Source organism: Herbaspirillum sp. FG34, assembly GCF_057809315.1.
Genome location: NZ_JBMDJS010000002.1, coordinates 194103 through 217579, shown reverse-complemented (window position 1 = coordinate 217579; position 23477 = coordinate 194103). Strand labels below are relative to the sequence as shown.

Genomic DNA, 23477 nt, shown 5'->3' with positions numbered 1-23477 from the left:
AAGAAAGCGATCCATCCATGGATATCGAGCAATATGACATCATCCTCGTCGACGACAGCCCGGAAGTGGCGGAGTTGACACGCCTGGCGCTGGGCAGCCGCAAGCTGGCCGACAAGCTGACCTGGTTTGCCGATGCGGAGCTGGCCGAGGAATTCTTCTTCCAGGGGGAATACGCCAATCGCCGCGACCTGCACCCCTACCTGATCCTGCTGGACCTGAACCTGCCGCTGATGAGCGGGCACGATTTCCTGAAGATCATCAAGTCCAATGCCGCCACCTCGCACATTCCGGTGGTGATGTTTTCTTCTTCGGACGACCAGCGCGACATCAACCAGAGCTATGAACTGGGCGCCAATGGTTACGTTGTCAAATCCACGGACCCCAAGGAGTTCATGGGGACGGTGGCCGATACCGGCATTTACTGGCGCAACCGCAATCGTCCGGCGCGCGGGGATGAGGCGGCCACGCCCTGAGCGGCGCGATACGCCCACGAAAAAGCGCGGCCTGGCCGCGCTTTTTTCATGTCTTCATGCCCCGTGCCCGGGGATGCGTTTCACCCCGGAAATTGCCGCAGACCTTCCAGGTCATTGATGGTGATGCTGCCATAGTCGACCTTTAGCAGGCCCGCCTTTTCCAGCACTTGCAGGGCCTGGTTGGCGCGTTGGCGCGAGGTGCCGGAGAGGTTGCCGACTTCCTCCTGCGAGATTTGCAGATTCAGGCCGATGCCCGGATTCAGATAGGGATTGAACAGCGCCGCCAGGCAGCGCGCCACGCGGGCATCCGGCTCCAGCATGCGGTCGTATTCCACCAGCGAAATGAACAGCGCCAGACGCTCGTTCAATTGCGTGACCAGGAAGCGGTTGAAGGGGATGCTGTTGTCCAGCAGCCAGATGTAGGTGGCCTTGGGCATGTACAGCAATTCGCTCTCGCGCAAAGCCACCACGTCATACCTGCGCGGTTCGTCCTTGAGCAGCGAACCCTCGCCCAGCCAGCCGCCGTTGGCCATGCCCGCAAAAGAGACGGTCTTGCCCTCGGGCGAGACACTGCTCATCTTCAGCAAGCCTTCATGTACGCCGATCCAGTGCGCCACCGGATCGCCCTTGCGGCAGACGTAACCGCCGGCCGGGATCTTGCGGCTGACTACCTCCGCCTCGACCCGGGCCAGCTGTTCTTCGGTCAGCGCCTGCGCCCAGATGCTCTTGGACAGCATGCGTCGAATTGATGTCTCCATGATGATGCGTCGCAATATCGAAAGTTTTGTCAATTGTCGGTGAGATGACATCCACTGGCAACCACTCAAACTACTATCATCGCAAAAAAGGCCCTGACCAAAAGGTCTGGCCAAACAAAGAGACAGGACGGCTGGCATGCCAGACATCATGACTGCGGCAGTAAGAGCAGCGTAAGCCTGGCAGCACAGACTGATCCCACACCGGATTCGTATCCTCATGCAATCCCATGAAGGAAACGGATCTTTCGAACCTGCACAAGAAGGTGGGAAATGGTGGAGACGAGACAAGACAAGCAAGCCGCGACCTTTCCGCGGCTGTTGCAGGCACATGCCCAACGACGCCCCGAACGGGCGGCCTTCCGCGAGAAGGATCTGGGCATCTGGCAGACCACGACCTGGCGCCAGGTGGCCGAGGAGGTGCGCAGCTTTGCCTGTGGCCTGGCCGCATTGGGTTTCAAGCGCGGCATGAGCCTGGCCATCATCGGCAACAACTGCCCGCGCCTGTACTGGGCCATGAGCGCGGCCCAGGCGCTGGGTGGCATGCCGGTGCCGCTGTATCAGGATGCGCCTGCGGCTGACATGGCCTACGTGCTGGCCGATGCCAACGTCGACTTCGTCATGGCCGAAGATCAGGAGCAGGTCGACAAGGTCTTCGAGATCAAGGAAAACCTGCCCCGCATTGCCCACGTCATCTATGACGACGAGCGCGGCATGCGCAACTACCATCAGCCCGAGCTGCTGTCCTTTGCCCGCGTGCAGGAACTGGGCCGTGCCTACGAACATGCGCATCCGGGATTCTTCGAGCAGGAGGTGGCGGCGGGCTCGCCCGATGACGTGGCCATCATCCTCTACACCTCCGGCACCACCGGCAAGCCCAAGGGCGTGTGCCACTCGCATCGGGCCATGATCACCACCGCTACCACGCTGGTGGAATTCGATCATCTCGACGAGAACGACGACATCCTCTGCTATCTGCCGCTGGCCTGGGTCGGAGACTTCCTGTATTCCTTCGCGCAGCAGCACGTGGCCGGCTTCTGCCTGAATTGCCCGGAGTCGCCCAACACGGTCATGAGCGACCTGCGCGAGATCGGCCCGACGTATTACTTTGCACCGCCGCGCGTCTACGAAAACATCCTCACGCAAGTGATGATCCGCATCGAGGATGCCGGCTGGATCAAACGCAAGATGTTCCATGGCTTCATGAAGGTGGCGCGCCGGGTCGGCATGCGCATCCTTGATGGCAAGCCGGGCGTGTCGCTGGCAGATCGCCTGCAATACGCCATCGGCAACCTGCTGGTCTACGGGCCGCTCAAGAACGTGCTGGGCATGTCGCGCCTGCGCGTGGCCTATACCGGCGGCGAGGCCATCGGTCCGGACCTGTTCGACTTCTATCGCTCGCTGGGCATCAACCTCAAACAACTCTACGGCATGACCGAGACCTGCGTGACGGTCTGCATGCAGCCCTCCGGTGACGTCAAGCTCGATAGCGTGGGCCGTCCCATGAAGGGCGTGGAAGTGCGCATCGATGCCAACGGTGAAGTACTGGTGCGCTCGCCGGGCCTGATGAAGGAATATTTCAAGCGGCCCGATGCCACCGCCGAAGCCATCGACCAGGACGGCTACTTCCATACGGGAGATGCAGGTTTCTTCGACAGCGACGGCCACCTCAAGATCATCGACCGCGCCAAGGATGTCGGCAAGATGGCAAGCGGCAGCATGTTCGCGCCCAAGTACATCGAGAACAAGCTGAAGTTCTTCCCCTTCATCAAGGAAGCGGTGGCCTTCGGCAGCGGTCGCCAGCAGTGCATGGCCTTCATCAACATCGACATGGATGCCGTGGGCAACTGGGCCGAGCGTCGCAACCTGCCCTACAGCGGCTACACCGACCTGGCCGCCAACCCGGCGGTCTACGAGCTGGTGCGCGAGTGCGTGGAAAAGGTCAATGCCGACCTGGTGGCGGACCCCTTGCTGGCCGATTCGCAGATCCATCGCTTCCTGATCCTGCACAAGGAACTGGATCCCGACGACGAGGAGCTCACCCGTACCCGCAAGGTCCGGCGCGGCTTCATCGCCGACAAGTACGCAGTGCTCATCGAGGCGCTCTACGCAGGCCACGCGTCGCAGTACATTGAGACCCAGGTCAAGTTCGAGGATGGTCGCCAGGGCATGATCTCGGCCGACCTCAGAATCGCCGACGCCAGGACCTACCAGACGCTGCAAAGCGCCGCCTGAGCCGCCCGCAGTCCCGTCCCGGAGGCGTCATCGCATCCGGCTTGCAGCGTAGCCCGACCAGACCACCGCTGAATGAACACCACCATGAAACGACACCTGAGTTCCGAAATCCTGCCTGCGGGCCTGCCGCCGGTGGCCAGCCCTGATGACCAAGCCCCGGTGGTGGCCGCCAATGGCCGCCGCATCGGCGAGGTGATCCTCGATCTGCAGAACATCTCGCTGTCCTTCGGTGGCGTCAAGGCGCTCACCGATATTTCCTTCAACGTGCGTGAGCATGAGATCCGCGCCATCATCGGTCCCAATGGCGCCGGCAAGAGTTCGATGATCAACGTCATCAACGGCGTCTACCATCCGCAGAAGGGCAGCATCCTCTATCGCGGCCAGCCCCGCCTGGGCATGCACCCCAGCAGCATCGCGCGCCAGGGCATCGCCCGCACCTTCCAGAACATTGCGCTCTTCAAGGGCATGACGGTACTGGACAACATCATGACCGGCCGCAACACCAAGATGCGTTCCGGCCTGCTCTCCAACGCCCTGTGGTGGGGGGCGGCCCGCAACGAGGAAATCGAACATCGGCGCAAAGTCGAAGAAGTGATCGATTTCCTCGAAATTCAGCACATCCGCAAGACGCCCGTTGGGCGCCTGCCTTACGGCCTGCAAAAGCGTGTGGAACTGGCGCGCGCACTGGCGGCCGAGCCGCACATGCTGCTGCTGGACGAACCCATGGCCGGCATGAACGTGGAAGAAAAACAGGACATGTGCCGCTTCATCCTCGATGTCAATGACCAGTTCGGTACCACCATCGTGCTCATCGAACACGACATGGGCGTGGTCATGGATATCTCGGATCGTGTGGTGGTACTGGATTACGGCAAGAAGATCGGTGATGGCACGCCCGATGAAGTGATGTGCAATGAAGACGTGATCAAGGCATACCTCGGGACTTCGCACTGAGCGCTGCAAGCCCCGGAACATCTTCATCTTCAAACGATATAAACAATATAAACAATAAAAACAACAAGACGGCAGGCAAGGAGACGACATGCAATTCTTCCTCGAAGTCACCCTGAGCGGATTGCTCTCGGGGCTGATGTATTCTCTGGTGGCGCTGGGCTTCGTGCTGATCTACAAGGCATCCGGCGTATTCAATTTTGCCCAGGGCGCGATGGTGTATTTCGCCGCGCTGGCGGTGGTGGGGCTGATGGAGAAGGGCATGCCGATGTGGGCCGCCATCATCGGCGCCTTCGCGGTCATGATCCTGGTGGGGTTGGCGACCGAACGCTTCGTGCTGCGCAAGCTGGTGAACCAGCCGCCGATCACCTTGTTCATGGCCACCATCGGTCTGACTTTTTTCCTGGAGGGCCTGGGCCCCTTGCTCTTCGGCAGCGAGGTGCGGCCCATCGATCTGGGCATCGTCGATGAACCGATCCAGTCGGTGATGGACAGCATGGGGATCGGCATTTCCAAATTTGACCTCTTCGCTTCCGGCATGGTGGTGGCCTTGGTGGCGGCGCTGGCGCTGTTCTTCCAGAAGACCAAGGTCGGTCGCGCTCTGCGTGCGGTGGCCGACGATCACCAGGCGGCGCTGTCTCTGGGCATCCCGCTGCAGCACATCTGGGCCGTGGTGTGGGGCGTGGCCGGGTTCGTGGCCCTGATTGCAGGTCTGCTGTGGGGTTCGCGCAATGGCGTGCAGTTCGCCCTGACCATGACGGCCTTGAAGGCGCTGCCGGTGCTGATCCTGGGGGGCTTCACGTCGATCCCGGGTGCCATTGTCGGCGGCCTCATCATCGGCGCCTCCGAGAAGCTGGCCGAGATCTACATCCCGCCGGTCATGCAGGACGCCTTCGGCGGCAACTTCGGTGGTATCGAAGGCTGGTTCCCGTATGTGTTTGCGCTGCTGTTCCTGCTGGTGCGCCCGGAAGGATTGTTCGGCGAGCGGCATATCGACCGTGTATGACAAAACGCTGATTCCAATGTTGGCGATATGTCGCCACAGGTGCCATGCAGGAACAAGGAGAACATGATGCTGTACCGTGAAGCCGGACAATTCAAGACAAGCTACATCGCCGACAGTCAGATCTTCCCGATCCGCCAGGATCGCATCCTCTTTACGCTCTTCATGGTGTTCGCCTTCGTGGGCGTGCCGCTGTTGGGCAATGAATACTGGTTCTCGGCCATCCTGGTGCCGTTCCTGGTGTTTGCGCTGGCCGCACTCGGTCTGAACGTGCTGACCGGTTACGCCGGTCAGCTCTCGTTGGGGTCGGCGGCCTTCATGGCGGTGGGGGCGTACGCGGCCTACAATTTTCAACTGCGGGTGGAAGGCATTCCCATCGTCGCCACGCTGCTGCTCTCGGGTGGCTGTGCCGCGCTGGTGGGTGTGCTGTTCGGGCTGCCGTCGCTGCGCATCAAGGGTTTCTATCTGGCCGTGGCCACGCTGGCGGCGCAGTTCTTCGTGGTGTGGGCGCTGACCAAGTTTCCCTGGTTCTCCAACAATTCCTCCTCGGGCGTGATCAGCACCCCCAAGATCGATTTCTTCGGCATCGCCATCGACAGCCCGGTACGCAAGTATCTCTTCGTGCTGGGCGTGGTGAGCGTACTGGCGCTGGTGGCCAAGAACCTGGTGCGCTCCTCCACCGGGCGCGCCTGGATGGCAGTGCGCGACATGGACGTGGCCGCCGAAGTGATCGGCATCCCCTTGATGCGTACCAAGCTGACCGCCTTCGCAGTGAGCTCCTTCTACTGCGGCGTGGCCGGTGCCCTGTATGCGTTCTGCTACCTGGGCTCGGTGGAACCGGACGGCTTCTCGCTGGACCTGTCCTTCCGCATCCTCTTCATGATCATCATCGGCGGCGTGGGCAGCATCCTCGGTTCCTTCCTGGGGTCGGCCTTCATCCTTCTGCTGCCGATCTTCCTGGACAACGCGCTGCCGCCGCTGGCAGCCCTGTTGCACCTGCCCTTCACCAATGCCACCGTGTCGCACATCCAGATGATGATGTTCGGTGCCCTGATCATCTTCTTCCTGATCGTCGAGCCGCACGGGCTGGCACGACTGTGGCAGATCGCCAAGGAAAAACTGCGCCTGTGGCCGTTCCCGCACTAGGCGCACAAGCAGCAACGAGGTAGGTGGAGGCCGGGATGCCGGCGTCCGATAAAAGTCGGCAACGACAACATAAAGGAGACGAGACCATGAAGAGCATCAAGCATCTGCGGCAACTGGTGGTAGCCACCGCCTGCGCCGCCAGCCTGCTGTCGGCAGCAGTGCCGGCGCTGGCACAGAGCAGTGACCAGTTCATCGCCATCCCCAGCTACCGGGTCGGCCCGTATGGTACCAACGGCCAGTCGTATTACGGCGGCTATGTCGATTACCTCAACTACGTCAACCTCAAGGAAGGCGGCATCAACGGTGTCAAGCTGTCCTGGGAAGAGTGCGAGACCGAGTACAACAACGCCAAGGGCGTGGAGTGCTACGAGCGCATGAAGAACAAGAATACCGTCACCCACGGCACCGCCATCAACCCCATGGCCACCGGCATTTCCTACGCGCTCATCGACAAGACCGCCGAGGACAAGGTGCCGCTGGTGATGATCGGCTATGGCCGTACCGATGCGGTGGATGGTTCGGTGTTCCCCTATGCTTTCCCGCTGGTGACGACCTACCAGATGCAGGTCTCGGCCATCGTCAAGTATCTGACCGGCAAGAACAATGGTTCGCTGGCGGGCAAGAAGATCGTGTTCCTGTATCACGATTCGGCCTATGGCAAGGAACCCATCGTGGCCTTGCAGGCGGAGGCTTCCATCGGCAAGTTCAAGCTGGTGGAGATCCCGGTGGCCCACCCCGGCAATGAACAGGGCGCGCAATGGCTGCGCATCCGCCAGGAAAACCCGGACTACGTGATCTTCTGGGGCTGGGGCGTGATGAACCAGACGGCGCTGAAGGCGGCGCAGAAGGTCGGCTATCCGCGTGACAAGATCATCGGTTCCTGGTGGGCCGGCTCGGAAGAAGACACCATCCCCGCCGGCGAGGCCGCCAAGGGTTACCTGTCGGCCACCTGGAACGTGGCCGGCAAGGATGTGCCGGTCATTGCCGATATCGACAAGGTGGTCTATGGCGCGGGCCGCGGCAACATGCAGGACAAGAACAAGCTCGGTTCCATCCTCTACAACCGTGGCGTCTCGGCCGCCATTGCCACCGTGGAAGCGGTGCGCACGGCCCAGGACAAATATGGCAAGGGAAAGGTCATGAGTGGCGAGCAGGTGCGCTGGGGCTTTGAAAACCTCAACATCACCGATGCCCGCCTGAAGGCTCTGGGCGCCACCGGCCTGCTGCCGGAGATCAAGACCTCCTGCGAGAACCATGAGGGATCGGGCAAGATCAAGATCCAGCAATGGGATGGCAGCAAGTGGGTGCTGGTGTCGGACTGGATCGAGGGCAACAAGAACCTGATCCACCCCTTGTTCAAGGCATCGGCTGCGAAATACGCAAAAGAAAAAGGCATCACTCCTGCCTGCATGAAGTAGGCGCTTGCGCCGGCGGTTTTGCACGTCTCCCACGGCCGCCGGTGCTTTTTTGGGAATGCGAACGACCATGAATGCCACACCGATCCAGACCAGTGCCGCTCCCTCTGCCGCCCCGGCAGCGGTAGCCAAGGCGCTGGCCATCAACAACATCGAAGTGATCTATGACCACGTGATCCTGGTCTTGAAGGGCGTCTCGCTGGACGTGCCCGAAGGCAAGATCGTGGCACTGCTGGGCGCCAATGGCGCAGGCAAGAGCACGACCCTGAAGGCCATTTCCAACCTGCTGCACGCCGAACGCGGCGACGTCACCAAGGGCAGCATCGAGTTTCGCGGCGAGCGGGTGGACCGCATGACGCCCAATGACCTGGTCAGGCGCGGCGTGATCCAGGTGATGGAAGGTCGGCATTGCTTCGGCCACCTGACGGTGGAAGAAAACCTGCTGACCGGTGCCTACACGCGCGGCATCAGCCACTCCGAAGTGAAGCACGAACTGGAAAAGATTTACGACTATTTCCCGCGCCTGAAGGTGCGCCGCAAATCGCAGTCCGGCTATACCTCGGGCGGCGAACAGCAGATGACCGCGATCGGGCGCGCCATGATGGCCAAGCCTTCGATGATCCTGCTGGACGAACCCTCGATGGGCCTGGCGCCGCAGATCGTCGAGGAGATCTTCGAGATCGTCAAGGACCTGAACAGCAAGGAGCGGGTCTCCTTCCTGCTGGCCGAGCAGAACACCATGGTCGCGCTGCGCTATGCCGACTTCGGCTACATCCTCGAAAACGGCCGCGTGGTCATGGAAGGCGCGGCCAGCGAGCTGGCCGATAACGAGGACGTCAAGGAGTTCTATCTCGGCGTCTCCGGAGGCGGTCGCAAGAATTTCCGCGACATGAAGTTCTATCGGCGCCGCAAGCGCTGGTTGGCCTGAGGGAGGGCATCATGTCCGATCCCAGGCAGGGTGTGGCCGAGCTGGACGCGCTGGAACGGCGTGATCCGCAACAGCGTGAAGAACAGTTGATGCGTGCGTTGCCGCAGCTGGTGGCACGGGCGCAGGGCGCGCCGGGCTGGGCGCGCATCCTTGCGGGGGTGGATGCGGCGGCCATCGGCTCGCGCGCGGCCCTGGCGCAATTGCCGGTGACCCGCAAATCCGATCTGAAGGAATTGCAGACGCGTGAGAGTCCCTTCGGCGGCTTGAATACCACGCCCGCGCGGCAACTGCGGCGGCTCTTCGTCTCGCCCGGTCCGATCTTCGATCCGGAAGGCCAGGGCGCCGACTGGTGGCGCTTTGCCAGCCCGATGAAGGCGCTGGGCTTGCAGGCCGGGCATATCCTGCAAAACTGCTTTGCCTATCACTTCACGCCGGCTGCCTTCATGGTCGAGGGCGCGGCGGCCAGGCTGGGCTGTGCGGTGATCCCGGCCGGTATCGGCCAGACCGAATTGCAGGTCAATGCGATGGCGGCCTTGAAGCCCGATGCCTATGTGGGCACGCCCTCGTTCCTCAAGATCATCATCGAGAAGGCACAGGAGATGGGCGCGGATATCTCCAGCGTGCGGCGCGCGCTGGTCAGCGCCGAAGCGCTGCCGCCGTCGCTGCGCAACTGGTTCCATGAACACGGCGTGCCGCAGGTGCTGCAGCTGTATGCCTCTGCCGACATCGGCAACATCGCCTACGAAACCATGAGTGAGGGCAGGGTGCATCCCGGCATGGTGCTGGATGAATCGCTGATCCTGGAAATCGTGCGGCCCGGCACGGGCGACCCCGTGGCTGAGGGCGAGGTTGGCGAGGTGGTGGTGACTTCCTTCAATCCCGACTATCCGCTCATCCGCTTCGGTACCGGCGATCTCTCGGCGGTCGTGCCGGGGGCGTCTCCGTGCGGGCGTACCAATACCCGCATCAAGGGCTGGATGGGACGGGCCGACCAGACGACCAAGGTGCGTGGCATGTTCGTGCATCCTTCGCAGGTGGCCGACGTCTTGCGCCGCCATGGCGATGTCTTGCGGGCGCGGCTGGTGGTCTCGGGCGAGATGGCCAATGACGTCATGACCCTGCATTGCGAAGTGGGTGACCCGGAAGACCCGGCCATCGACGTCTCTGCACTGGCCGGCAGCTTGCGCGAGGTGACCAAGCTCAGAGGCGAAGTGCTGCTGGTGGCGCCGGGCAGTCTGCCCAATGACGGCAAGGTCATTGAAGATGCGCGGAAATACGAATAAGTGAAGTAACTTGCAGAGGATCGAAGGTACAGGGCGATTTGCGCTTGTGCAGGTGAAGCTTCGCGCATAAAATCGGTAACGGAACATTGGTTCCAACGTCGCTCGGACGGTTCCGGGCGCTGACGTGAAAGACCTCCATGACGCAATCCGCCGATTCGCGCGATCCCTCGCGCACGCCTGCTGTTTCCTCTTCCCCTGCCACTTCCCCGGACGCCTTCCCGGTCAGCTTCCCGCGCATCGACCGGCTGCCGCCCTACGTCTTCAACATCACCGCCGAACTGAAGATGGCTGCCCGCCGTCGTGGCGAGGACATCATCGACATGTCCATGGGCAACCCGGATGGCGCCACGCCGCCGCACATCGTCGAGAAGCTGGTGGAAGTCGCGCAGCGGCCCGATACGCACGGCTATTCCTCCTCCAAGGGTATTCCGCGCCTGCGCCGCGCCATTGCACACTGGTATCGCAGCCGCTACGAAGTCGACTTCGATCCCGACAGCGAAGCCATCGTCACCATCGGTTCCAAGGAAGGCCTGGCGCACCTGATGCTGGCCACCCTCGACAAGGGGGATACCGTGCTGGTACCCAATCCCAGCTACCCCATCCACATCTATGGCGCGGTGATCGCCGGCGCCAACATCCGCTCGGTGCGCATGAGCCCGGGTGTGGACTTCTTCGACGAACTGGAACGCGCGGTGCGGGAGAGCTATCCCAAGCCCAAGATGATGATCCTGGGCTTCCCCTCCAATCCGACCGCGCAATGCGTGGAGCTGGAATTCTTCGAGCGCGTGGTCAGGCTGGCGCGCGAACACCAGATCCTGGTGGTGCATGACCTGGCCTATGCCGACATCACCTTCGATGGCTGGAAAGCGCCGTCCATCATGCAGGTGCCGGGTGCGCGGGAGGTTGCAGTGGAATTCTTCACGCTCTCCAAGAGCTACAACATGGCCGGCTGGCGGATTGGTTTCATGGTCGGCAATGCCCGGCTGGTGGCGGCGCTGGCGCGCATCAAGAGCTATCACGACTATGGCAGCTTCACGCCCGTGCAGGTGGCGGCCATTGCGGCCCTGGAGGGCGATCAGTCCTGCGTGGAGGAAATCCGCGCCAATTACGAAAAGCGCCGCAATGTCCTGGTCAAGGGCCTGCACGAGGCCGGCTGGATGGTCGATATTCCCAAGGCCTCGATGTACATCTGGGCGCGCATCCCGGAACCGTATCGTTCCTTCGGCTCGCTGGAGTTCGCGCGCATCCTGCTGGAACAGGCCAAGGTCTGCGTCTCGCCCGGCATCGGTTTCGGTGAGTACGGCGACGAGTATGTGCGCTTCGCCCTGATCGAGAATGAATCGCGCATCCGCCAGGCCATTCGCGGGATCAAGACCATGTTCAAGAACGCCAAGGGCGGCTGACCCGGGGCCTGCCGGTGTAAAGACCGGAACCGTGCCGGTGGGGCCGCTGTCCTACAAAAATATTCACCCTCTGATTATTTTATATGATGAAAAAAATAATATTCGCCAGCCTGGTGGCGCTTGGTTCGTCCGCGGCTGTGCTGCCGCTTGCCCAGGCGCAGGTGTCGGTCAACATCAACATCGGTGCACCGCCGCCGCCGCGCGCCGAACCGCTCCCGCCGCCGCGTCATGGTTATGTGTGGGCACCCGGCTTCTGGGATTGGGATGGTCATCGCCACATCTGGCGCGAAGGCCACTGGGTGCGCGAGCGCCCCGGCTATGTGTATGCCGCGCCCGTATGGCGTCAGGGGCCGCGCGGATGGGAGCTCGATCGCGGCGGCTGGCGCGGTGGTCCGCCACCGGGTCACGGGCCGCGTCACCATCGTGATGATGACGACCACCGTGGTCCGGGACGCGGACACGACTGCCCGCCGGGTCATGAGCGCAAGGGGGAGTGCTGAAATGCTGATCCAGCCTGCATGAACTGAAGTGATGAAACGAAACGGCCGCAACGTCTTCACGTTGCGGCCGTTTTCGTTGGCGGGCCGCGCGAAAGCAGACGGAATCAGGTCTTGTCCATCAGCGCGGAGATCGCAAAGGAGACGATGCCGGCGGTGACGCAGATGACAGCCAGGCGGTAATGCGGAATCAGCTTGCCGATCCAGGGCAGCAGGAAGTACAGGACGATGGCGATCAGGATGCTGGTCAGAAGTCTTTTCATTGTCGTGGCGGGAGGTTGAACGCTGGTCGCTATGATAGTGCGATTTGTTGGGGGCTCCTAGTCAAGGATTGCCTGCAGTCGTGCAAGCGCATCATCAATCACGAAGTCAGGGGCCGTCTCGATCTTCTTGGCACGCCTGGCTTCGAGGTCCAGCATGCGGATCTGATTCACCAGCGCTGCGCCCTGCGTCTTGGTGCCGGCGCCACTCAGGGGGACGGCAAATCCGGCGTGCCTGGCAAAATCGCCGCCCTGGGTAATGGGGGCGACCAGAACGGTGCCCATGACGTTGAACACCGCCGTGGACAGAATCAGCACAGGGCGACTCTCGCCGCGCTGTTCCCGACCTGAGGTCGGTTCCAAGTTGACGACCACAATGTCGCCACGCTCGAACTTGACACGTCTTACCATGTTTCACGGCCCACTGGTTTGAGCTTGTTCCAGGCGGCCATGTCGGCAGGTTCCGGCGCGCTGGTATCACATTGTTTGACCAGATCGGCCAGCGCATAGGCATGACGCTTCGGTTTCAGCAAAGCCCCTTCGGGACGAATGTCCACGCAGAGCTTGTCGCCCAGCTTCACATTGAGCAGGCTCAGAAATTCGGTCGACAAGCGTACCGCCGCGCTGTTACCCCATTTTTGGATCGAGAGTTCCATATGTACCTCCGTAATGTAGATACATTGTATAAACGTGGATTGTGCGGGTCAAGCATTGTGCAGCTGTGTTCGGCGTTGGTTTTTCAGTTGCATTTGAGGTTGGACTGCGCACATGCCGCATCTTGCCTGGACGGCGCGGTGGCCGGTGCAGTGCTTGCTGCCTCGGTCGCCCCCGGCAGCGGTGTGGCACCGGGCGGCAGCTTGTCGTCGACCTGCTCGTTCTGGCGGCCACCGCCGTGGGCATTGAAGAAGTTGATGACGGTGCGCGAGGTGTCCAGGTTCTGCGAGGACTTGCCGCCATTGACGATGGGCACCACGCCGCCCGGCCAGGCATGGCCGCCGCCCTTGACCTCGTAGAGCACCACGGCTTGCGGGTCGGTCTTGCTGGCGTAGGTGTACTGGCGAATGGTGGTGCCGTCGTTGGCGGTGTCGGGGATGTCGGTCACGGTCGGTCGTGGATTGGCACCATCGGCCTTGATGAAGGCTTCGATGCTGCGCGCCACCGAGATGCGCGGCAGCTGCGAGACTTCCTGCTTGCCGATACCCCCCAGGAAGGGGATGAAGGGGTCGTCGCTGCCGTGGATATGCAGCAGCGGCATGGGAGCCTTGACCGTCTCGGGCGGCACGTCCAGCACCGCGCTGACCACCGCCACCGCCCGGAACAGTTCGGGCGCTTCGGCAGCCATGCGATAGGCCATCATGCCGCCGTTGGAGACGCCCACCAGATAGACGCGCCGCGGATCGGCCAGGCCATCCTTGACCAGCTTGTCGATCAGTGCGCGCAGGAAGGCGACGTCATCCACCTTGTGCATCTGCGCATAGCCGCAGCAGCCGCCCGAATTCCAGGTGCGCGCATCAATGGCCAGCCCGGTGCCGTTGGGATACACGATCATGTAGCCGGCGGCTTCGGCGATCTCGGTCAGCCCGGTGGCGCGCGCCATGAGCGAGCCGCTGGAGCCACTGGCATGCAGCGCGATGATCAGAGGTTGCGGCTCACCGGGCGCGGCACGTTCGGAAAAATACGCGCGCGAGAGATTGCCCACGCGGATCGTCTTCAGGGACAGGTCAACCGCGTGTGCCGGTGTGGACGCCAGTACGGCAAGGCCGCACAGCGCCGCCAGCAGGCGGCGGCGCAAGGGCCGGACACGAACATTCGGGGGCAGGAGACTACGGTAGCTCATGACGGGCGGGATGCGTTTGCAGGGATGGGCGCCATGTTAACGCGCAGCGCGTGCTGCCGCAAAGTGATTTACACCCTGCGCCACCCGCAACAGGCGCCCAGCGCGGATCGATCAGTCGCGCGCCGGAATGTTGAGCCCGCGCACCACCGCCGGCCGTGCCACGAAGGCTTGCAGTGCCCGTGCCACATGGGGGAAGTCCTGGAAGCCGACCAGCTCGGCGGCCTCATAGAAGCCGATCAGGTTGCGGATCCACGGGAAGGTGGCGATGTCGGCGATCGAATAGGCATCGCCACCCAGCCACTGGCTTTGTGCCAGACGCCGGTCCATCACGCCCAGCAGACGTTTGGTTTCGTTGACGTAACGGTCGCGCGGACGCTTGTCTTCGTACTCCTTGCCGGCGAAGCGGTGGAAGAAGCCCAGCTGGCCGAACATCGGACCTACGCCGCCCATCTGGAACATCACCCACTGGATCACCTGGTAGCGCGCGGCGGCATCGGCGGGCAGAAACTGGCCGGTCTTCTCGGCCAGGTAGAGCAGGATGGCCCCCGATTCGAACAGCGGCAGCGCTGCACCATTGGGGCCATTGGGATCGATGATGGCGGGGATCTTGTTGTTCGGGTTCAGCGACAGGAACTCCGGTGACATCTGGTCATTGGTCTCGAAGCTCACCAGGTGGGCTTCGTAGGGCAGGCCGGTTTCTTCCAGCATGATCGAGACCTTCACGCCATTGGGCGTGGGCAGCGAATACAGCTGGATGCGCTCGGGGTGCTGGGCCGGCCATTTTTGATTGATGGCGAAGGCGGACAAAGCGTGACTCATGAGATCGGACTCCTAGGCAACGGATATGAGGGGGTCGCGGTCCTGGGCGAATTTCTCGAAGGCATCGACCGTCACGGGCCGGCAGAAGTAATAGCCCTGGTAGGCATGGCAGCCGGCATCGGCCAGGAAGGAGCGCTGGGCATCGGTTTCCACACCCTCGGCGATCACCCCCAGCCCCAGGCTCTGGGCCAGGTTGACGATGGTCTTGGCTATCGAGGCGTCGTTGGGATCGATCAGGACATCGCGCACGAAAGACTGGTCGATTTTAAGCTGATTCAGCGGCAGCCGCTTGAGGTAGGACAGGGACGAATAACCGGTGCCGAAATCGTCCAGCGAAAACTCTACGCCGTAAGCCTTCAAGGCAAACATCTTCTGGATGATGTCTTCCACGTTGTCCACCAGCAGGCTTTCGGTGAGCTCCAGCTTGAGGCGGCGCGGATTGGCGCCGGTGCGCTCGATGATGTCCAGCACGGTCTGCACGAAATCGGCCTCGCGCAATTGCGGCGCGCTGACGTTGACGGCGATGCTGAGCTCGGCCATGCGCGGCCGCTTGGCCCAGACGGCCAGCTGCTTGCAGGCGGTTTCCAGCACCCAGTTGCCCAGCGAGAGGATCAGTCCGGTTTCTTCGGCCAGCGGGATGAAGTCGCCCGGGGGCACCATGCCGCGCTGCGGATGCTGCCAGCGTACCAGTACTTCGGCACCGGTCACGCGACCACCCTCGACCACCTGCGGCTGGTAGTGCAGCAGCAGCTGCTCCCCTTCAATGGCCTTGCGCAGGCCGGCTTCCAGGGTGGCGCGTTCCAGCACGGCGGTCTGCATGGCCGGGTCGAAGAAGCGCAGCGCATTGCGGCCGGTTTCCTTGGCCTTGTACATGGCCAGGTCGGCCTGCTTCATCAGTTCATCCACCGAGGTCGCCCGCCCCAGGAAAACGGTGGCGCCGATGCTGGCAGTGGTGCGATATTCGACGTCGTCCAGCTGGTAGGTGGCGCCCAGCGCGGCGAGGATCTTCTCGCCGATGGCGCGGGTCTGGGTAGCGGCTTCCTGCTGGGTATCGCTCAAGGATTCGAGCACCACCACGAATTCATCACCGCCCACCCGCGCCACCGTATCGTTTTCACGCACGTTGGCCAGCAGGCGCTGGGCCACCTGTTTCAACAGGGTGTCGCCCTTCTCATGGCCGATGGTATCGTTGAGGGTCTTGAAGTGATCCAGGTCGATGAACAGCAGCGCGCCGCAGGTGCGGGTGCGCAGCGACAGTGCGATGGCCTGCTTGAGGCGGTCCAGCAGCAGGGTGCGGTTGGGCAGGCGGGTCAGGGCGTCGAAGAAGGCCAGCTCGCGGATGCGTTCCTCGGCCAGCTTGCGGTCGCTGATGTCGTGATGGGTGCTGACGTAGTGGGTGACCTGGTTGTCCTTGTTCTTGACCGCCGAGATGGTCAGCCACTCGGGATAGACCTCGCCGTTCTTGCGACGGTCCCAGATCTCACCCTGCCATTTGCCGAAGCGGCGGATGCTCTCGCGCATCTCCTGGAAGAAGGCCGGACCATGGCGGTCCGAGCGCAGCAGCTTGGGATGCTTGCCGACAATTTCCTCGGCGGTGTAGCCGGTGATCTCGGTGAAGGCCTTGTTCACGCGCAGGATCTTGCTGTTGGCGTCGGTGATGAGCATGCCCTCGCGCGAATCGAAGGCTACTGCCGAGATGCGCAGTTCGGCTTCGATCTGCTTGCGCTCGGTGATGTCGCGCGCACTGGTGCGGAATCCCGTGAAGCTGCCCTGGGCATCGGCAATTGGCGCCGACGACAGCGACAGCCAGAACACCGTGCCATCCTTGCGTACGCAGCGGAATTCCACGTCCTCGCGCTTCTGGCCATCCATGCAGCGCGCCAGCTCGGCGCGTATGCGGTGCTCGTCGTCGGGATGGACGATGCTGCCGATGAAGTCCGGCATGCTCAGGCATTGTTCCACGGTATAGCCGGTGTAGTCGCGCACGGCATGATTGATCCAGCGCGGGCGGCCATCGCGGCCCCACCAGACTTCCCAGTTGACGGTGCAGTCGGCGATGGCGCGGAACTGTTCCTCGCTGGCGCGCAGTTCCGCCGTCATCTTCTCGGCCAGACGCACGGCGCGCTTGCGGCTGGACATCATCAGCCAGGCCAGCAGGGCCAGCGTGATGCTCAAGCCGATGCCGGTGGCAGCGATGAGCTGCTCGGCATTGCGCCCGAACTGGGTGGTGAAGGCGTCGGTGGTGCTGATGGAGAGGGTCCAGTTGTGATTGGCCACCACCAGATATTCATCGGCCTGCAGGCGTGGGCGGTGCAGCGGGGCGCTGGCCAGCGGCGAGCGGTAGAGCAGGTCCTGCGGGTCCCGCGTGACGCCGTCGAAGAGCATGAAGGCGATGGTGCGGCTGCTCTCGCCGTACAGACTGGCGATCACATCGCTCATGCGGAAGACCGCATGCACCCAGCCGATCAGGCTGGCGCGCCGCTCGGCGATGGTGGACTGCGGCTGGCCGCGCTCGTACAGCGGCAGGTACATCATGAAGGCCGGTGTGGCCGGCCCTTCACCGGCCAGTTCGATCTTGCCGGAGACGGTCGCCATGCCGGAGTCGCGCGCCTTTTCCATGGCCGCGCGTCGCACCGGATCGGACCACTGGTCGTTGCCGAAGGGGAGACGGTTGCGGCCCACGTAGGGCTCGCGCAGGATGGTCGGGGCATAGGCCGGGCGAGCTCCCGCCGGGCGAATCTTGTAGTCCGCCAAGCCCTGGCGCGCCATGCGGGCCAGATGGGCATCGAGTTGCCGGGCCGGCACCCACTCCTCGATGGAGATGGCCTGGATGCCGGAAAAATTGGCGTCCAGGTTGAGCGCCTCGACATAGTCGCGGAACTGGTTGCGGTCGATGTTGCCGGTGGCCGAGATCAGACCCTGCACCCCATGCAGCATCTGTTCGTAGGAAGCCATGCGCTGCTCGATGCGGCTGACGGTCTCGCGCAGCACCGAGGCGAACTGGGTATGGACCTCCTTGGCGGCGGCGTCGCGTTCGTGGTCCCAGGCGGTCCAGGTGACGCCCAATCCTGTGGCCAGGATGATCAGGGGCAGCAGGATCTGGCGTATCCAGTTCACGGCTTGCTCTGGAATTGGACCATGGCTGCCGCCAGTTCCGCATTGAAGTACTTGCGGAAGATGCGCAGCACCGTACCATCGGCCAGCATGCCATTGACCAGGGCGCGCCATTTTTCCTGCTCGGCGGGGGGCAGGGCCTGGCGCGACATGATCAATCCATGCAGCACCGAGGGATCCTCGAAGCTGATGATGGTGGTGGCCTCGCGAATGCGCTTTTCTCCCACCACCGGATAATCGAAGGGCTCCATGATCATGCCCTGGATGCGATTCTGCAGCAGCGCCTCATAGAGCGGCTCCAGCCCGCCGGCCAGGGTGACGCGATTGGCGGCGGCCAGTTCGTCCACCACACGGTTGGCGTTGCTGCTGTAGCGGAAGCCACGGATGACGCCAAGCTGGAAACGCTCGCTGCGGGCGATATCGGCCAGCTGGGTGATGCCCGCATCCTTGCGCACCAGCAGGTAGTACTTGTTGCTGAAGTACCAGGCGAAGGAGGCGAATCTGTCGCGCTCGGCATTGGTGATGCCGGAGAGGCTGAAGTCCAGCGCGCCTGACTCGATCAACTGCCAGATGCGCGCACGCGACATGAGACTGACGTTGACCTTGCAGCCGCTGCGGCGGATCAGCTCATCGGCAAAATCCTTGTCGATCCCCGTATCGGTGGCCGCAGAATAGAGCAGGCCGTGATCGTGCAGGGCCAGCGTGTAGGTTCGTGAACAATCGGGACCGGCCGCCGTGGAAGAACCGGCGACATCGGCAGCGTCGGAAGGGGAAGCCGCCAGCAGGGCCGCAAACAGGGTGGCCGCGTTCGCACAGGCACGCACTGCGCGATTGCGAAAGAATCGACTGAAAATACTGGCCCCCATGAATACGCCACACCGTGGACGCCGTCTTGCGCTCCTGAGGCGATGCCGCCTCCGGTGCACTGCCGTGTCGTCCTTCCCTGAAATCACCGCATCTGAAACGGTGCCCTGATCTGTTGTTCTGTGTCTGCCGCCCGTGGAGGCGGTGGTGTCATCACCTGCTCTGCTCACATGCGGGACACGTCAGCAAGAACGGGGCTGCACCAAACGCCGAGCGATGTTACCCGAGCAGATTCCATTGCGCAACAGAATGCGTCGCGGCCTGCAAGGGCCGGCTGCACGGGGCCGCGCGGCGTGTGCACGGGAGTGGAAAAAAGCAGTGGCCAGGGTGCACGCAGGGGCCGTCATGCGCACAAAAAAACCGGTATTTCCCAAGTGGAAACACCGGTTTCTTCTTCCTGCGGCGAACCGCCGATCATGCGCGCGCGGGGGCTCAGATGAACATGCCGCCCGAGACTTCCACCCGCTGGGCATTGATCCATCCGTTGTCCGGACGCAGCAGGGAGGCCACCGCCGCGCCGATGTCATCGGGCACGCCGACCCGGCCCAGTGCGGTCTGGCTGGCGACAAAGGCGTTGAGCTCGGCATTGTCGCGCACGCGGCCTCCGCCGAAATCGGTCTCGATGGCGCCCGGTGCCACGGTATTGACGGCAATGCCGCGCGCGCCGAATTCCTTGGCCATGTAGCGCGTCATCACTTCCACGCCACCCTTCATGGCGGCATAGGCAGCGTAGCCCGGCAGGGTGAAGCGTGCCAGCCCGCTGGAGATGTTGATGATGCGGCCACCATCGGCCAGCAGTGGCAGCAGCGCCTGGGTCAGAAAGAACGGCCCCTTGAGATGCACCTTGTAGAGCGCATCGAAGTCCGCTTCGCTGGTCTCGGCGATCGGGCCATAGATGCCCATGCCGCCGTTGTTGATCAGATAGTTGAACTGGCGGACCTGCCAGACCCGGTACAGTGCATCGGACACTTGTTGTGCGAAGGCCGTAACACTTGCGCTGTCGGCCAAGTCCAGCTGCAAGGCCACCGCCGGTACACCGAGGGCTTCGATTTCTGACACTGCGGCATCGGCAGCAGTACGGTTGCCGACATAGGTCAGGAGGATGCCCACGCCTTCGCGGGCCAGGTGCAGGGCGGTGTTCTTGCCCAGGCCCCGGCTGCCGCCGGTGATCAGGGCGATGCGGGGAGAAGTGGGGGTGGAAGCAGGTTGGGCGTTCATGTCGGGCTCCTTGGTTGTTGAGGAGCTCAGTATATTGAGAAGAAATTTAAGAATAAATTTAGGATTTACTATTAGACTTTTCAGAATTTAATAATAATCAGGCGAGCACATGAACCAGTTGGATACCCTCAAGATCTTCCAGCGCGTGGCCGAACTGGCCAGCTTCAGCGGTGCGGCGCGCCAGCTCGGGCTGCCCAACGCCAGCGTGTCGCTGGCCGTACAGCAACTGGAGCAGATGCTGGGTACGCGCCTGCTCCAGCGCACCACGCGGCGCGTGCAGCTGACCGCCGATGGCGAGGCCTTCTACCGGCGCAGCCAGGAACTGCTGGATGAATTCGAATCCTTGCGCGGCATGTTTCGGGCAGGCGGTCAGCCTTTGAGCGGCAAGTTGCGGGTCGACATGTCCAGCGCCATGGCGCGCGAAGTGGTGCTGCCGGCCTTGCCGGGCTTCCTGGCGCAGCATCCGCAACTGGAGATCGAACTCTCGGCCAGTGACCGCCGGGTGGACCTGGTGGCAGAGGGATTTGATTGCGTGCTGCGTACCGGCACGCTGGATGATTCCTCACTGGTGGCGCGGCCCATCGGCCACCTGGTGCAGATCAACTGCGCCAGCGCCGCCTATCTGAAACGCCACGGCACGCCGCGTACGCTGGAGGATCTGGCGCAGCACCAGCTGGTGCATTACCGGCAGGTGCTGGGCGGACGTTCGCCCGGATGGGAGTGGTTCGATGGCCGCCAGACGCACACCCTGTCCATGGCCGGCAGCGTCACGGTCAATGGCACGGAGACCTATTACGCCGCCTGTCAGGCCGGCCTGGGACTGATCCAGTTGCCGCTGGTGGGCGCGCAGAAACGCAAGATGCTCGACGGCGGCAAGCTGGTGGAAGTGCTGCCGCAATATCGACCGGCCCCCATGCCGGTCACGATCCTGTACGCCAGCCGGCGTCACGTACCGGCGCGGCTGGCGGAGTTCATGGACTGGCTGCATGCGCTGATCTTTCCGCTCACGCAGGAGGGCGGTCTCACACGCTGAGCAGCCCGCTCAGGCCAGCATGGTCTGTCCGACCGGATCGATGGTGACGGTGCCGCGTCCGATCTCGATGACGCGGCCGCCGACCTGGATTGCGCCCCCGGCATCGACCGCAAGATGCAGGCGTGACGGACGGTCCACGGCCGCACCCTGATCGATGGCGTAGCGCGCCGGCAGCGTTGCGCCGGTCGCGATGAGCCAGCCGCCCAGGTTGGCGCAGGCCGAGCCGGTGCCTGGATCCTCGGCCACGCCACCGCCCTGCTTGGTGAAGAAGTAGCGTGCCAGCACCTGATCCGGGGCGGCCTCATCGAAGGCGAAGACATAGGCCGTCTTGCGTCCCAGACTGCTCGCCGGCCAGCGTTCCAGCAGGCCGCTGTCGGGGCGGGCGCGGCGCACTGCCGCAGTGGAACGCAGGGGAATGAGGAACTGGTCGGCGCCGGTATCGACCCACATCGGATCAGCGGCCAGGTCGCCCGCCTCCAGCGCCAGCAGCGCCGCCACCTCGGCACGCGACAGGGGCGAGGGCGCCGTGCGCGCGCCACCGGGGCAGGGCGCGGTAAAGGTCCAGACATCGCCACGGGCGGTGACGGGCACCACGCCGGCCTTGAATTCCAGGGTCAGGGCATCGCCGCAGCCGCGCAGCTCGCGCACCACCTGCGCCGTACCCAGCGTGGGATGGCCGGCAAAGGGCATCTCGTAACCGGTGGTGAAGATGCGCACCTGCGCATCGGCAACCGTGGAGGGGAAGATGAAGGTCGTCTCCGACAGGTTGAATTGCAGGGCCAGTGCCAGCATGGTGGCCTCATCGAGGCCGCGCGCGTCTTCGAACACGCACAGGGGATTGCCGCCGAAGGTCGATTCGGCGAAGACGTTGAGCAGGCGGTAAGCGTAGGTGGCAGGCATGAGGGTCTCGCAGCAAGGTCAGGGAACCTGCGCCAAAGCGCAAGCAGGAAGGCCGATTGTAGCGATGGCCTTCGCTGCGAGACAGGTACAGTTCACTCGTCTACGGCAATACAGTCACGGCCCAACTGTTTGGCGCGGTACAGGCGGCGGTCGGCCTGTTCCAGGAAGGCAATGCGCTGGTCCATCGGCGAAGGCACGATGGTGGTCACGCCCAGACTGATGGTGATGTGCGGGGAGACCTGCGACTTGGCGTGCGGCAGGGCGGCCTCATTGATCAGCGTGCGGCAGCGCTGGGCGACCTGCAGGGCCGCCTTTTCATCGCACTCGGGCAGGATCAGCACGAATTCCTCGCCGCCATAGCGGGCAAAGAAGTCACGGCTGCGGGTGGCGCTCTGGCTGAGCAGTTGCGCGACCTGCTTGAGACAGTCGTCGCCACGGATGTGGCCGTAATGGTCGTTGTACTGCTTGAAGTAATCAATGTCGAGCATGATCAGCGACAGCGGCGCGCGCGTGCTGACCGCATTGGCCCATTCCACTTCCAGCGCCGAATCGAACATGCGGCGGTTGGCCACGTTGGTCAGACCGTCGCGGTAGGACAGCGCTTCCAGCTCCTTCTGCAATTCGATCAGGCGTGCCTCGGTCTTCTTGCGCTCGGTGATGTCGAACATGAAGCCGATCAGCGAATTGGGGCTGCCATCGGGATTGCGCACGACATGCACCACGTCGCGGATCCAGACGTGCTCGCCATCGCGGGTCAGGGCGCGGTAGTCGGCCTCGTGATCGGCGCCGGCCTTGGATTGCGAGATGCAGAAATTGACCACCGCCTCGCGGTCTTCGGCGTGGATGCGCATGGCCCAGTCGTCGGCCGTCCTCCAGCTCTCCGGCGTCCAGCCCAGCAGTTGCTCGATCTGCGGGCCGATGTAGGCGAACTGCATGGTGCTCCAGTCGATTTTCCAGGGAATCGCCTTGGTCGATTCCAGCAGGGTTTTGTAGACGGCGCTGTCGGGTTCCATCTGTTCTTGGGTGGGATTGCTCATGGCTCTCTGTGGCGGCTTCGTTGTGCTGTTGTTGTCGAGGGGAAATGCTGCAGCGATGCGGTGCAAAAAATTTGCCGGTTAGCATAACGCGACTTGCTGTCAGGAAGATGAAAAACCGGTCGAAATCTGCCTCACGCGCCCCAAAGATTGTCATGAGGCAATGCGGTGGTGCAGGAAGGCGGTAGCGAAAACGGGTTATCGTTTTTTCTTATACCCCTATCCTCATTCGGTATTTCCGGATTCCGCGGACCTGCGGATAGACTTCAGTCACAGCAGTTTTCGAGACGGAGATTGTTGTGTGGACCG

At 62.8% G+C, this 23477-nt stretch carries 22 protein-coding genes; 11 read left to right on the top strand and 11 right to left on the bottom strand.

What is annotated here, in order from left to right:
* The first annotated feature begins 17 nt into the window (after positions 1-17).
* Positions 18-473, top strand: a complete 456-nt coding sequence (locus tag ACODSZ_RS03040) for a response regulator (protein WP_175343435.1) — start codon at positions 18-20, stop codon at positions 471-473.
* Positions 474-553: 80 nt separating this feature from the next.
* On the opposite strand, the gene ACODSZ_RS03035 is transcribed toward ACODSZ_RS03040, so the two are convergent.
* Positions 554-1231, bottom strand: a complete 678-nt coding sequence (locus ACODSZ_RS03035) for a Crp/Fnr family transcriptional regulator (protein ID WP_008329393.1) — start codon at positions 1229-1231, stop codon at positions 554-556.
* Positions 1232-1501: 270 nt separating this feature from the next.
* Between ACODSZ_RS03035 and ACODSZ_RS03030 the strand changes: the two genes are divergently transcribed.
* The 9 genes from ACODSZ_RS03030 (at position 1502) to ACODSZ_RS02990 (ending at position 12092) form a co-directional block, all read left to right on the top strand.
* Positions 1502-3463, top strand: a complete 1962-nt coding sequence (locus ACODSZ_RS03030) for an AMP-dependent synthetase/ligase (protein WP_175343436.1) — start codon at positions 1502-1504, stop codon at positions 3461-3463.
* A 72-nt stretch (positions 3464-3535) separates the two neighbouring features.
* Positions 3536-4417: an ABC transporter ATP-binding protein gene (locus ACODSZ_RS03025; RefSeq protein ID WP_175343437.1), complete on the top strand. Its 882-nt coding sequence runs from the start codon at positions 3536-3538 to the stop codon at positions 4415-4417.
* A gap of 88 nt (positions 4418-4505) precedes the next feature.
* On the top strand, positions 4506-5420 hold the full coding sequence (locus ACODSZ_RS03020) for a branched-chain amino acid ABC transporter permease (protein WP_008329390.1): 915 nt from the start codon (positions 4506-4508) through the stop codon (positions 5418-5420).
* Between the two features lie 66 nt (positions 5421-5486).
* Positions 5487-6563: a branched-chain amino acid ABC transporter permease gene (locus ACODSZ_RS03015; RefSeq protein WP_175343571.1), complete on the top strand. Its 1077-nt coding sequence runs from the start codon at positions 5487-5489 to the stop codon at positions 6561-6563.
* Positions 6564-6649: 86 nt separating this feature from the next.
* Positions 6650-7981, top strand: a complete 1332-nt coding sequence (locus tag ACODSZ_RS03010; RefSeq protein WP_008329385.1) for an ABC transporter substrate-binding protein — start codon at positions 6650-6652, stop codon at positions 7979-7981.
* A 67-nt stretch (positions 7982-8048) separates the two neighbouring features.
* Positions 8049-8906: an ABC transporter ATP-binding protein gene (locus ACODSZ_RS03005; RefSeq protein ID WP_175343438.1), complete on the top strand. Its 858-nt coding sequence runs from the start codon at positions 8049-8051 to the stop codon at positions 8904-8906.
* 11 nt (positions 8907-8917) lie between these two features.
* Entirely contained in the window at positions 8918-10189 is a 1272-nt protein-coding gene (locus ACODSZ_RS03000) for a phenylacetate--CoA ligase family protein (protein WP_488927019.1), read from the top strand.
* A 137-nt stretch (positions 10190-10326) separates the two neighbouring features.
* Positions 10327-11592: an alanine transaminase gene (alaC, locus tag ACODSZ_RS02995; protein WP_488927018.1), complete on the top strand. Its 1266-nt coding sequence runs from the start codon at positions 10327-10329 to the stop codon at positions 11590-11592.
* An 83-nt stretch (positions 11593-11675) separates the two neighbouring features.
* On the top strand, positions 11676-12092 hold the full coding sequence (locus ACODSZ_RS02990; RefSeq protein WP_488927017.1) for a YXWGXW repeat-containing protein: 417 nt from the start codon (positions 11676-11678) through the stop codon (positions 12090-12092).
* 104 nt (positions 12093-12196) lie between these two features.
* On the opposite strand, the gene ACODSZ_RS02985 is transcribed toward ACODSZ_RS02990, so the two are convergent.
* The 8 genes from ACODSZ_RS02985 to ACODSZ_RS02950 all read right to left on the bottom strand — a co-directional run bounded on the left by ACODSZ_RS02985 (position 12197) and on the right by ACODSZ_RS02950 (position 20201).
* Positions 12197-12352: a hypothetical protein gene (locus ACODSZ_RS02985; protein WP_488927016.1), complete on the bottom strand. Its 156-nt coding sequence runs from the start codon at positions 12350-12352 to the stop codon at positions 12197-12199.
* A 57-nt stretch (positions 12353-12409) separates the two neighbouring features.
* Complete coding sequence (locus ACODSZ_RS02980; RefSeq protein ID WP_488927015.1) at positions 12410-12760, bottom strand: type II toxin-antitoxin system ChpB family toxin; 351 nt, start codon at positions 12758-12760, stop codon at positions 12410-12412.
* Positions 12754-13005 (bottom strand): AbrB/MazE/SpoVT family DNA-binding domain-containing protein, encoded by a 252-nt coding sequence (locus ACODSZ_RS02975; protein ID WP_175343444.1) that lies wholly within the window; start codon positions 13003-13005, stop codon positions 12754-12756. The genes ACODSZ_RS02980 and ACODSZ_RS02975 overlap by 7 nt, the downstream gene beginning before the upstream one ends.
* Before the next feature lie 83 nt (positions 13006-13088).
* Positions 13089-14186, bottom strand: coding sequence for a CE1 family esterase (locus tag ACODSZ_RS02970; RefSeq protein WP_488927014.1), 1098 nt, complete (start codon positions 14184-14186; stop codon positions 13089-13091).
* A 111-nt stretch (positions 14187-14297) separates the two neighbouring features.
* Positions 14298-15005, bottom strand: coding sequence for a glutathione S-transferase N-terminal domain-containing protein (locus tag ACODSZ_RS02965; protein ID WP_241822053.1), 708 nt, complete (start codon positions 15003-15005; stop codon positions 14298-14300).
* Positions 15006-15017: 12 nt separating this feature from the next.
* Complete coding sequence (locus tag ACODSZ_RS02960; protein ID WP_488927013.1) at positions 15018-18122, bottom strand: bifunctional diguanylate cyclase/phosphodiesterase; 3105 nt, start codon at positions 18120-18122, stop codon at positions 15018-15020.
* Positions 18119-18985 (bottom strand): substrate-binding periplasmic protein, encoded by an 867-nt coding sequence (locus ACODSZ_RS02955; RefSeq protein ID WP_488927012.1) that lies wholly within the window; start codon positions 18983-18985, stop codon positions 18119-18121. Before ACODSZ_RS02955 ends, ACODSZ_RS02960 begins: the two co-directional genes overlap by 4 nt.
* Positions 18986-19415: 430 nt before the next feature.
* Positions 19416-20201, bottom strand: a complete 786-nt coding sequence (locus ACODSZ_RS02950) for an SDR family NAD(P)-dependent oxidoreductase (RefSeq protein WP_175343448.1) — start codon at positions 20199-20201, stop codon at positions 19416-19418.
* A 109-nt stretch (positions 20202-20310) separates the two neighbouring features.
* Between ACODSZ_RS02950 and ACODSZ_RS02945 the strand changes: the two genes are divergently transcribed.
* Positions 20311-21234 carry a LysR family transcriptional regulator gene (locus tag ACODSZ_RS02945; protein WP_175343449.1) on the top strand — a complete coding sequence of 308 codons (924 nt, stop codon included), beginning with the start codon at positions 20311-20313 and terminating at the stop codon, positions 21232-21234.
* A 9-nt stretch (positions 21235-21243) separates the two neighbouring features.
* Here the strand turns inward: ACODSZ_RS02945 and ACODSZ_RS02940 are convergent, their stop codons facing one another.
* Both ACODSZ_RS02940 and ACODSZ_RS02935 read right to left on the bottom strand, forming a co-directional pair.
* A complete protein-coding gene (locus ACODSZ_RS02940) occupies positions 21244-22134 on the bottom strand; it encodes a PhzF family phenazine biosynthesis protein (RefSeq protein WP_008329361.1) in 891 nt (296 codons plus the stop codon).
* Between the two features lie 92 nt (positions 22135-22226).
* Positions 22227-23171 carry a GGDEF domain-containing protein gene (locus tag ACODSZ_RS02935; RefSeq protein ID WP_249776966.1) on the bottom strand — a complete coding sequence of 315 codons (945 nt, stop codon included), beginning with the start codon at positions 23169-23171 and terminating at the stop codon, positions 22227-22229.
* Positions 23172-23477: the final 306 nt, after the last annotated feature.

Excerpts from the sequence above, each read along its gene's own strand:
- ACODSZ_RS03005 (WP_175343438.1), top strand. The coding sequence starts at position 8,049 with ATGAATGCCACACCGATCCAGACCAGTGCCGCTCCCTCTGCCGCCCCG.
- ACODSZ_RS02965 (WP_241822053.1), bottom strand. The coding sequence starts at position 15,005 with ATGAGTCACGCTTTGTCCGCCTTCGCCATCAATCAAAAATGGCCGGCC.
- ACODSZ_RS02945 (WP_175343449.1), top strand. The coding sequence starts at position 20,311 with ATGAACCAGTTGGATACCCTCAAGATCTTCCAGCGCGTGGCCGAACTG.
- ACODSZ_RS03010 (WP_008329385.1), top strand. The coding sequence starts at position 6,650 with ATGAAGAGCATCAAGCATCTGCGGCAACTGGTGGTAGCCACCGCCTGC.
- ACODSZ_RS03040 (WP_175343435.1), top strand. The coding sequence starts at position 18 with ATGGATATCGAGCAATATGACATCATCCTCGTCGACGACAGCCCGGAA.
- ACODSZ_RS02980 (WP_488927015.1), bottom strand. The coding sequence starts at position 12,760 with ATGGTAAGACGTGTCAAGTTCGAGCGTGGCGACATTGTGGTCGTCAAC.
- ACODSZ_RS02950 (WP_175343448.1), bottom strand. The coding sequence starts at position 20,201 with ATGAACGCCCAACCTGCTTCCACCCCCACTTCTCCCCGCATCGCCCTG.
- ACODSZ_RS03035 (WP_008329393.1), bottom strand. The coding sequence starts at position 1,231 with ATGGAGACATCAATTCGACGCATGCTGTCCAAGAGCATCTGGGCGCAG.
- ACODSZ_RS02935 (WP_249776966.1), bottom strand. The coding sequence starts at position 23,171 with ATGAGCAATCCCACCCAAGAACAGATGGAACCCGACAGCGCCGTCTAC.
- ACODSZ_RS02990 (WP_488927017.1), top strand. The coding sequence starts at position 11,676 with ATGATGAAAAAAATAATATTCGCCAGCCTGGTGGCGCTTGGTTCGTCC.
- ACODSZ_RS02985 (WP_488927016.1), bottom strand. The coding sequence starts at position 12,352 with ATGAAAAGACTTCTGACCAGCATCCTGATCGCCATCGTCCTGTACTTC.
- ACODSZ_RS03030 (WP_175343436.1), top strand. The coding sequence starts at position 1,502 with ATGGTGGAGACGAGACAAGACAAGCAAGCCGCGACCTTTCCGCGGCTG.
- ACODSZ_RS02940 (WP_008329361.1), bottom strand. The coding sequence starts at position 22,134 with ATGCCTGCCACCTACGCTTACCGCCTGCTCAACGTCTTCGCCGAATCG.
- ACODSZ_RS02975 (WP_175343444.1), bottom strand. The coding sequence starts at position 13,005 with ATGGAACTCTCGATCCAAAAATGGGGTAACAGCGCGGCGGTACGCTTG.
- ACODSZ_RS03020 (WP_008329390.1), top strand. The coding sequence starts at position 4,506 with ATGCAATTCTTCCTCGAAGTCACCCTGAGCGGATTGCTCTCGGGGCTG.
- ACODSZ_RS03015 (WP_175343571.1), top strand. The coding sequence starts at position 5,487 with ATGCTGTACCGTGAAGCCGGACAATTCAAGACAAGCTACATCGCCGAC.
- ACODSZ_RS03000 (WP_488927019.1), top strand. The coding sequence starts at position 8,918 with ATGTCCGATCCCAGGCAGGGTGTGGCCGAGCTGGACGCGCTGGAACGG.
- ACODSZ_RS02955 (WP_488927012.1), bottom strand. The coding sequence starts at position 18,985 with ATGGGGGCCAGTATTTTCAGTCGATTCTTTCGCAATCGCGCAGTGCGT.
- ACODSZ_RS02970 (WP_488927014.1), bottom strand. The coding sequence starts at position 14,186 with ATGAGCTACCGTAGTCTCCTGCCCCCGAATGTTCGTGTCCGGCCCTTG.
- alaC (WP_488927018.1), top strand. The coding sequence starts at position 10,327 with ATGACGCAATCCGCCGATTCGCGCGATCCCTCGCGCACGCCTGCTGTT.
- ACODSZ_RS03025 (WP_175343437.1), top strand. The coding sequence starts at position 3,536 with ATGAACACCACCATGAAACGACACCTGAGTTCCGAAATCCTGCCTGCG.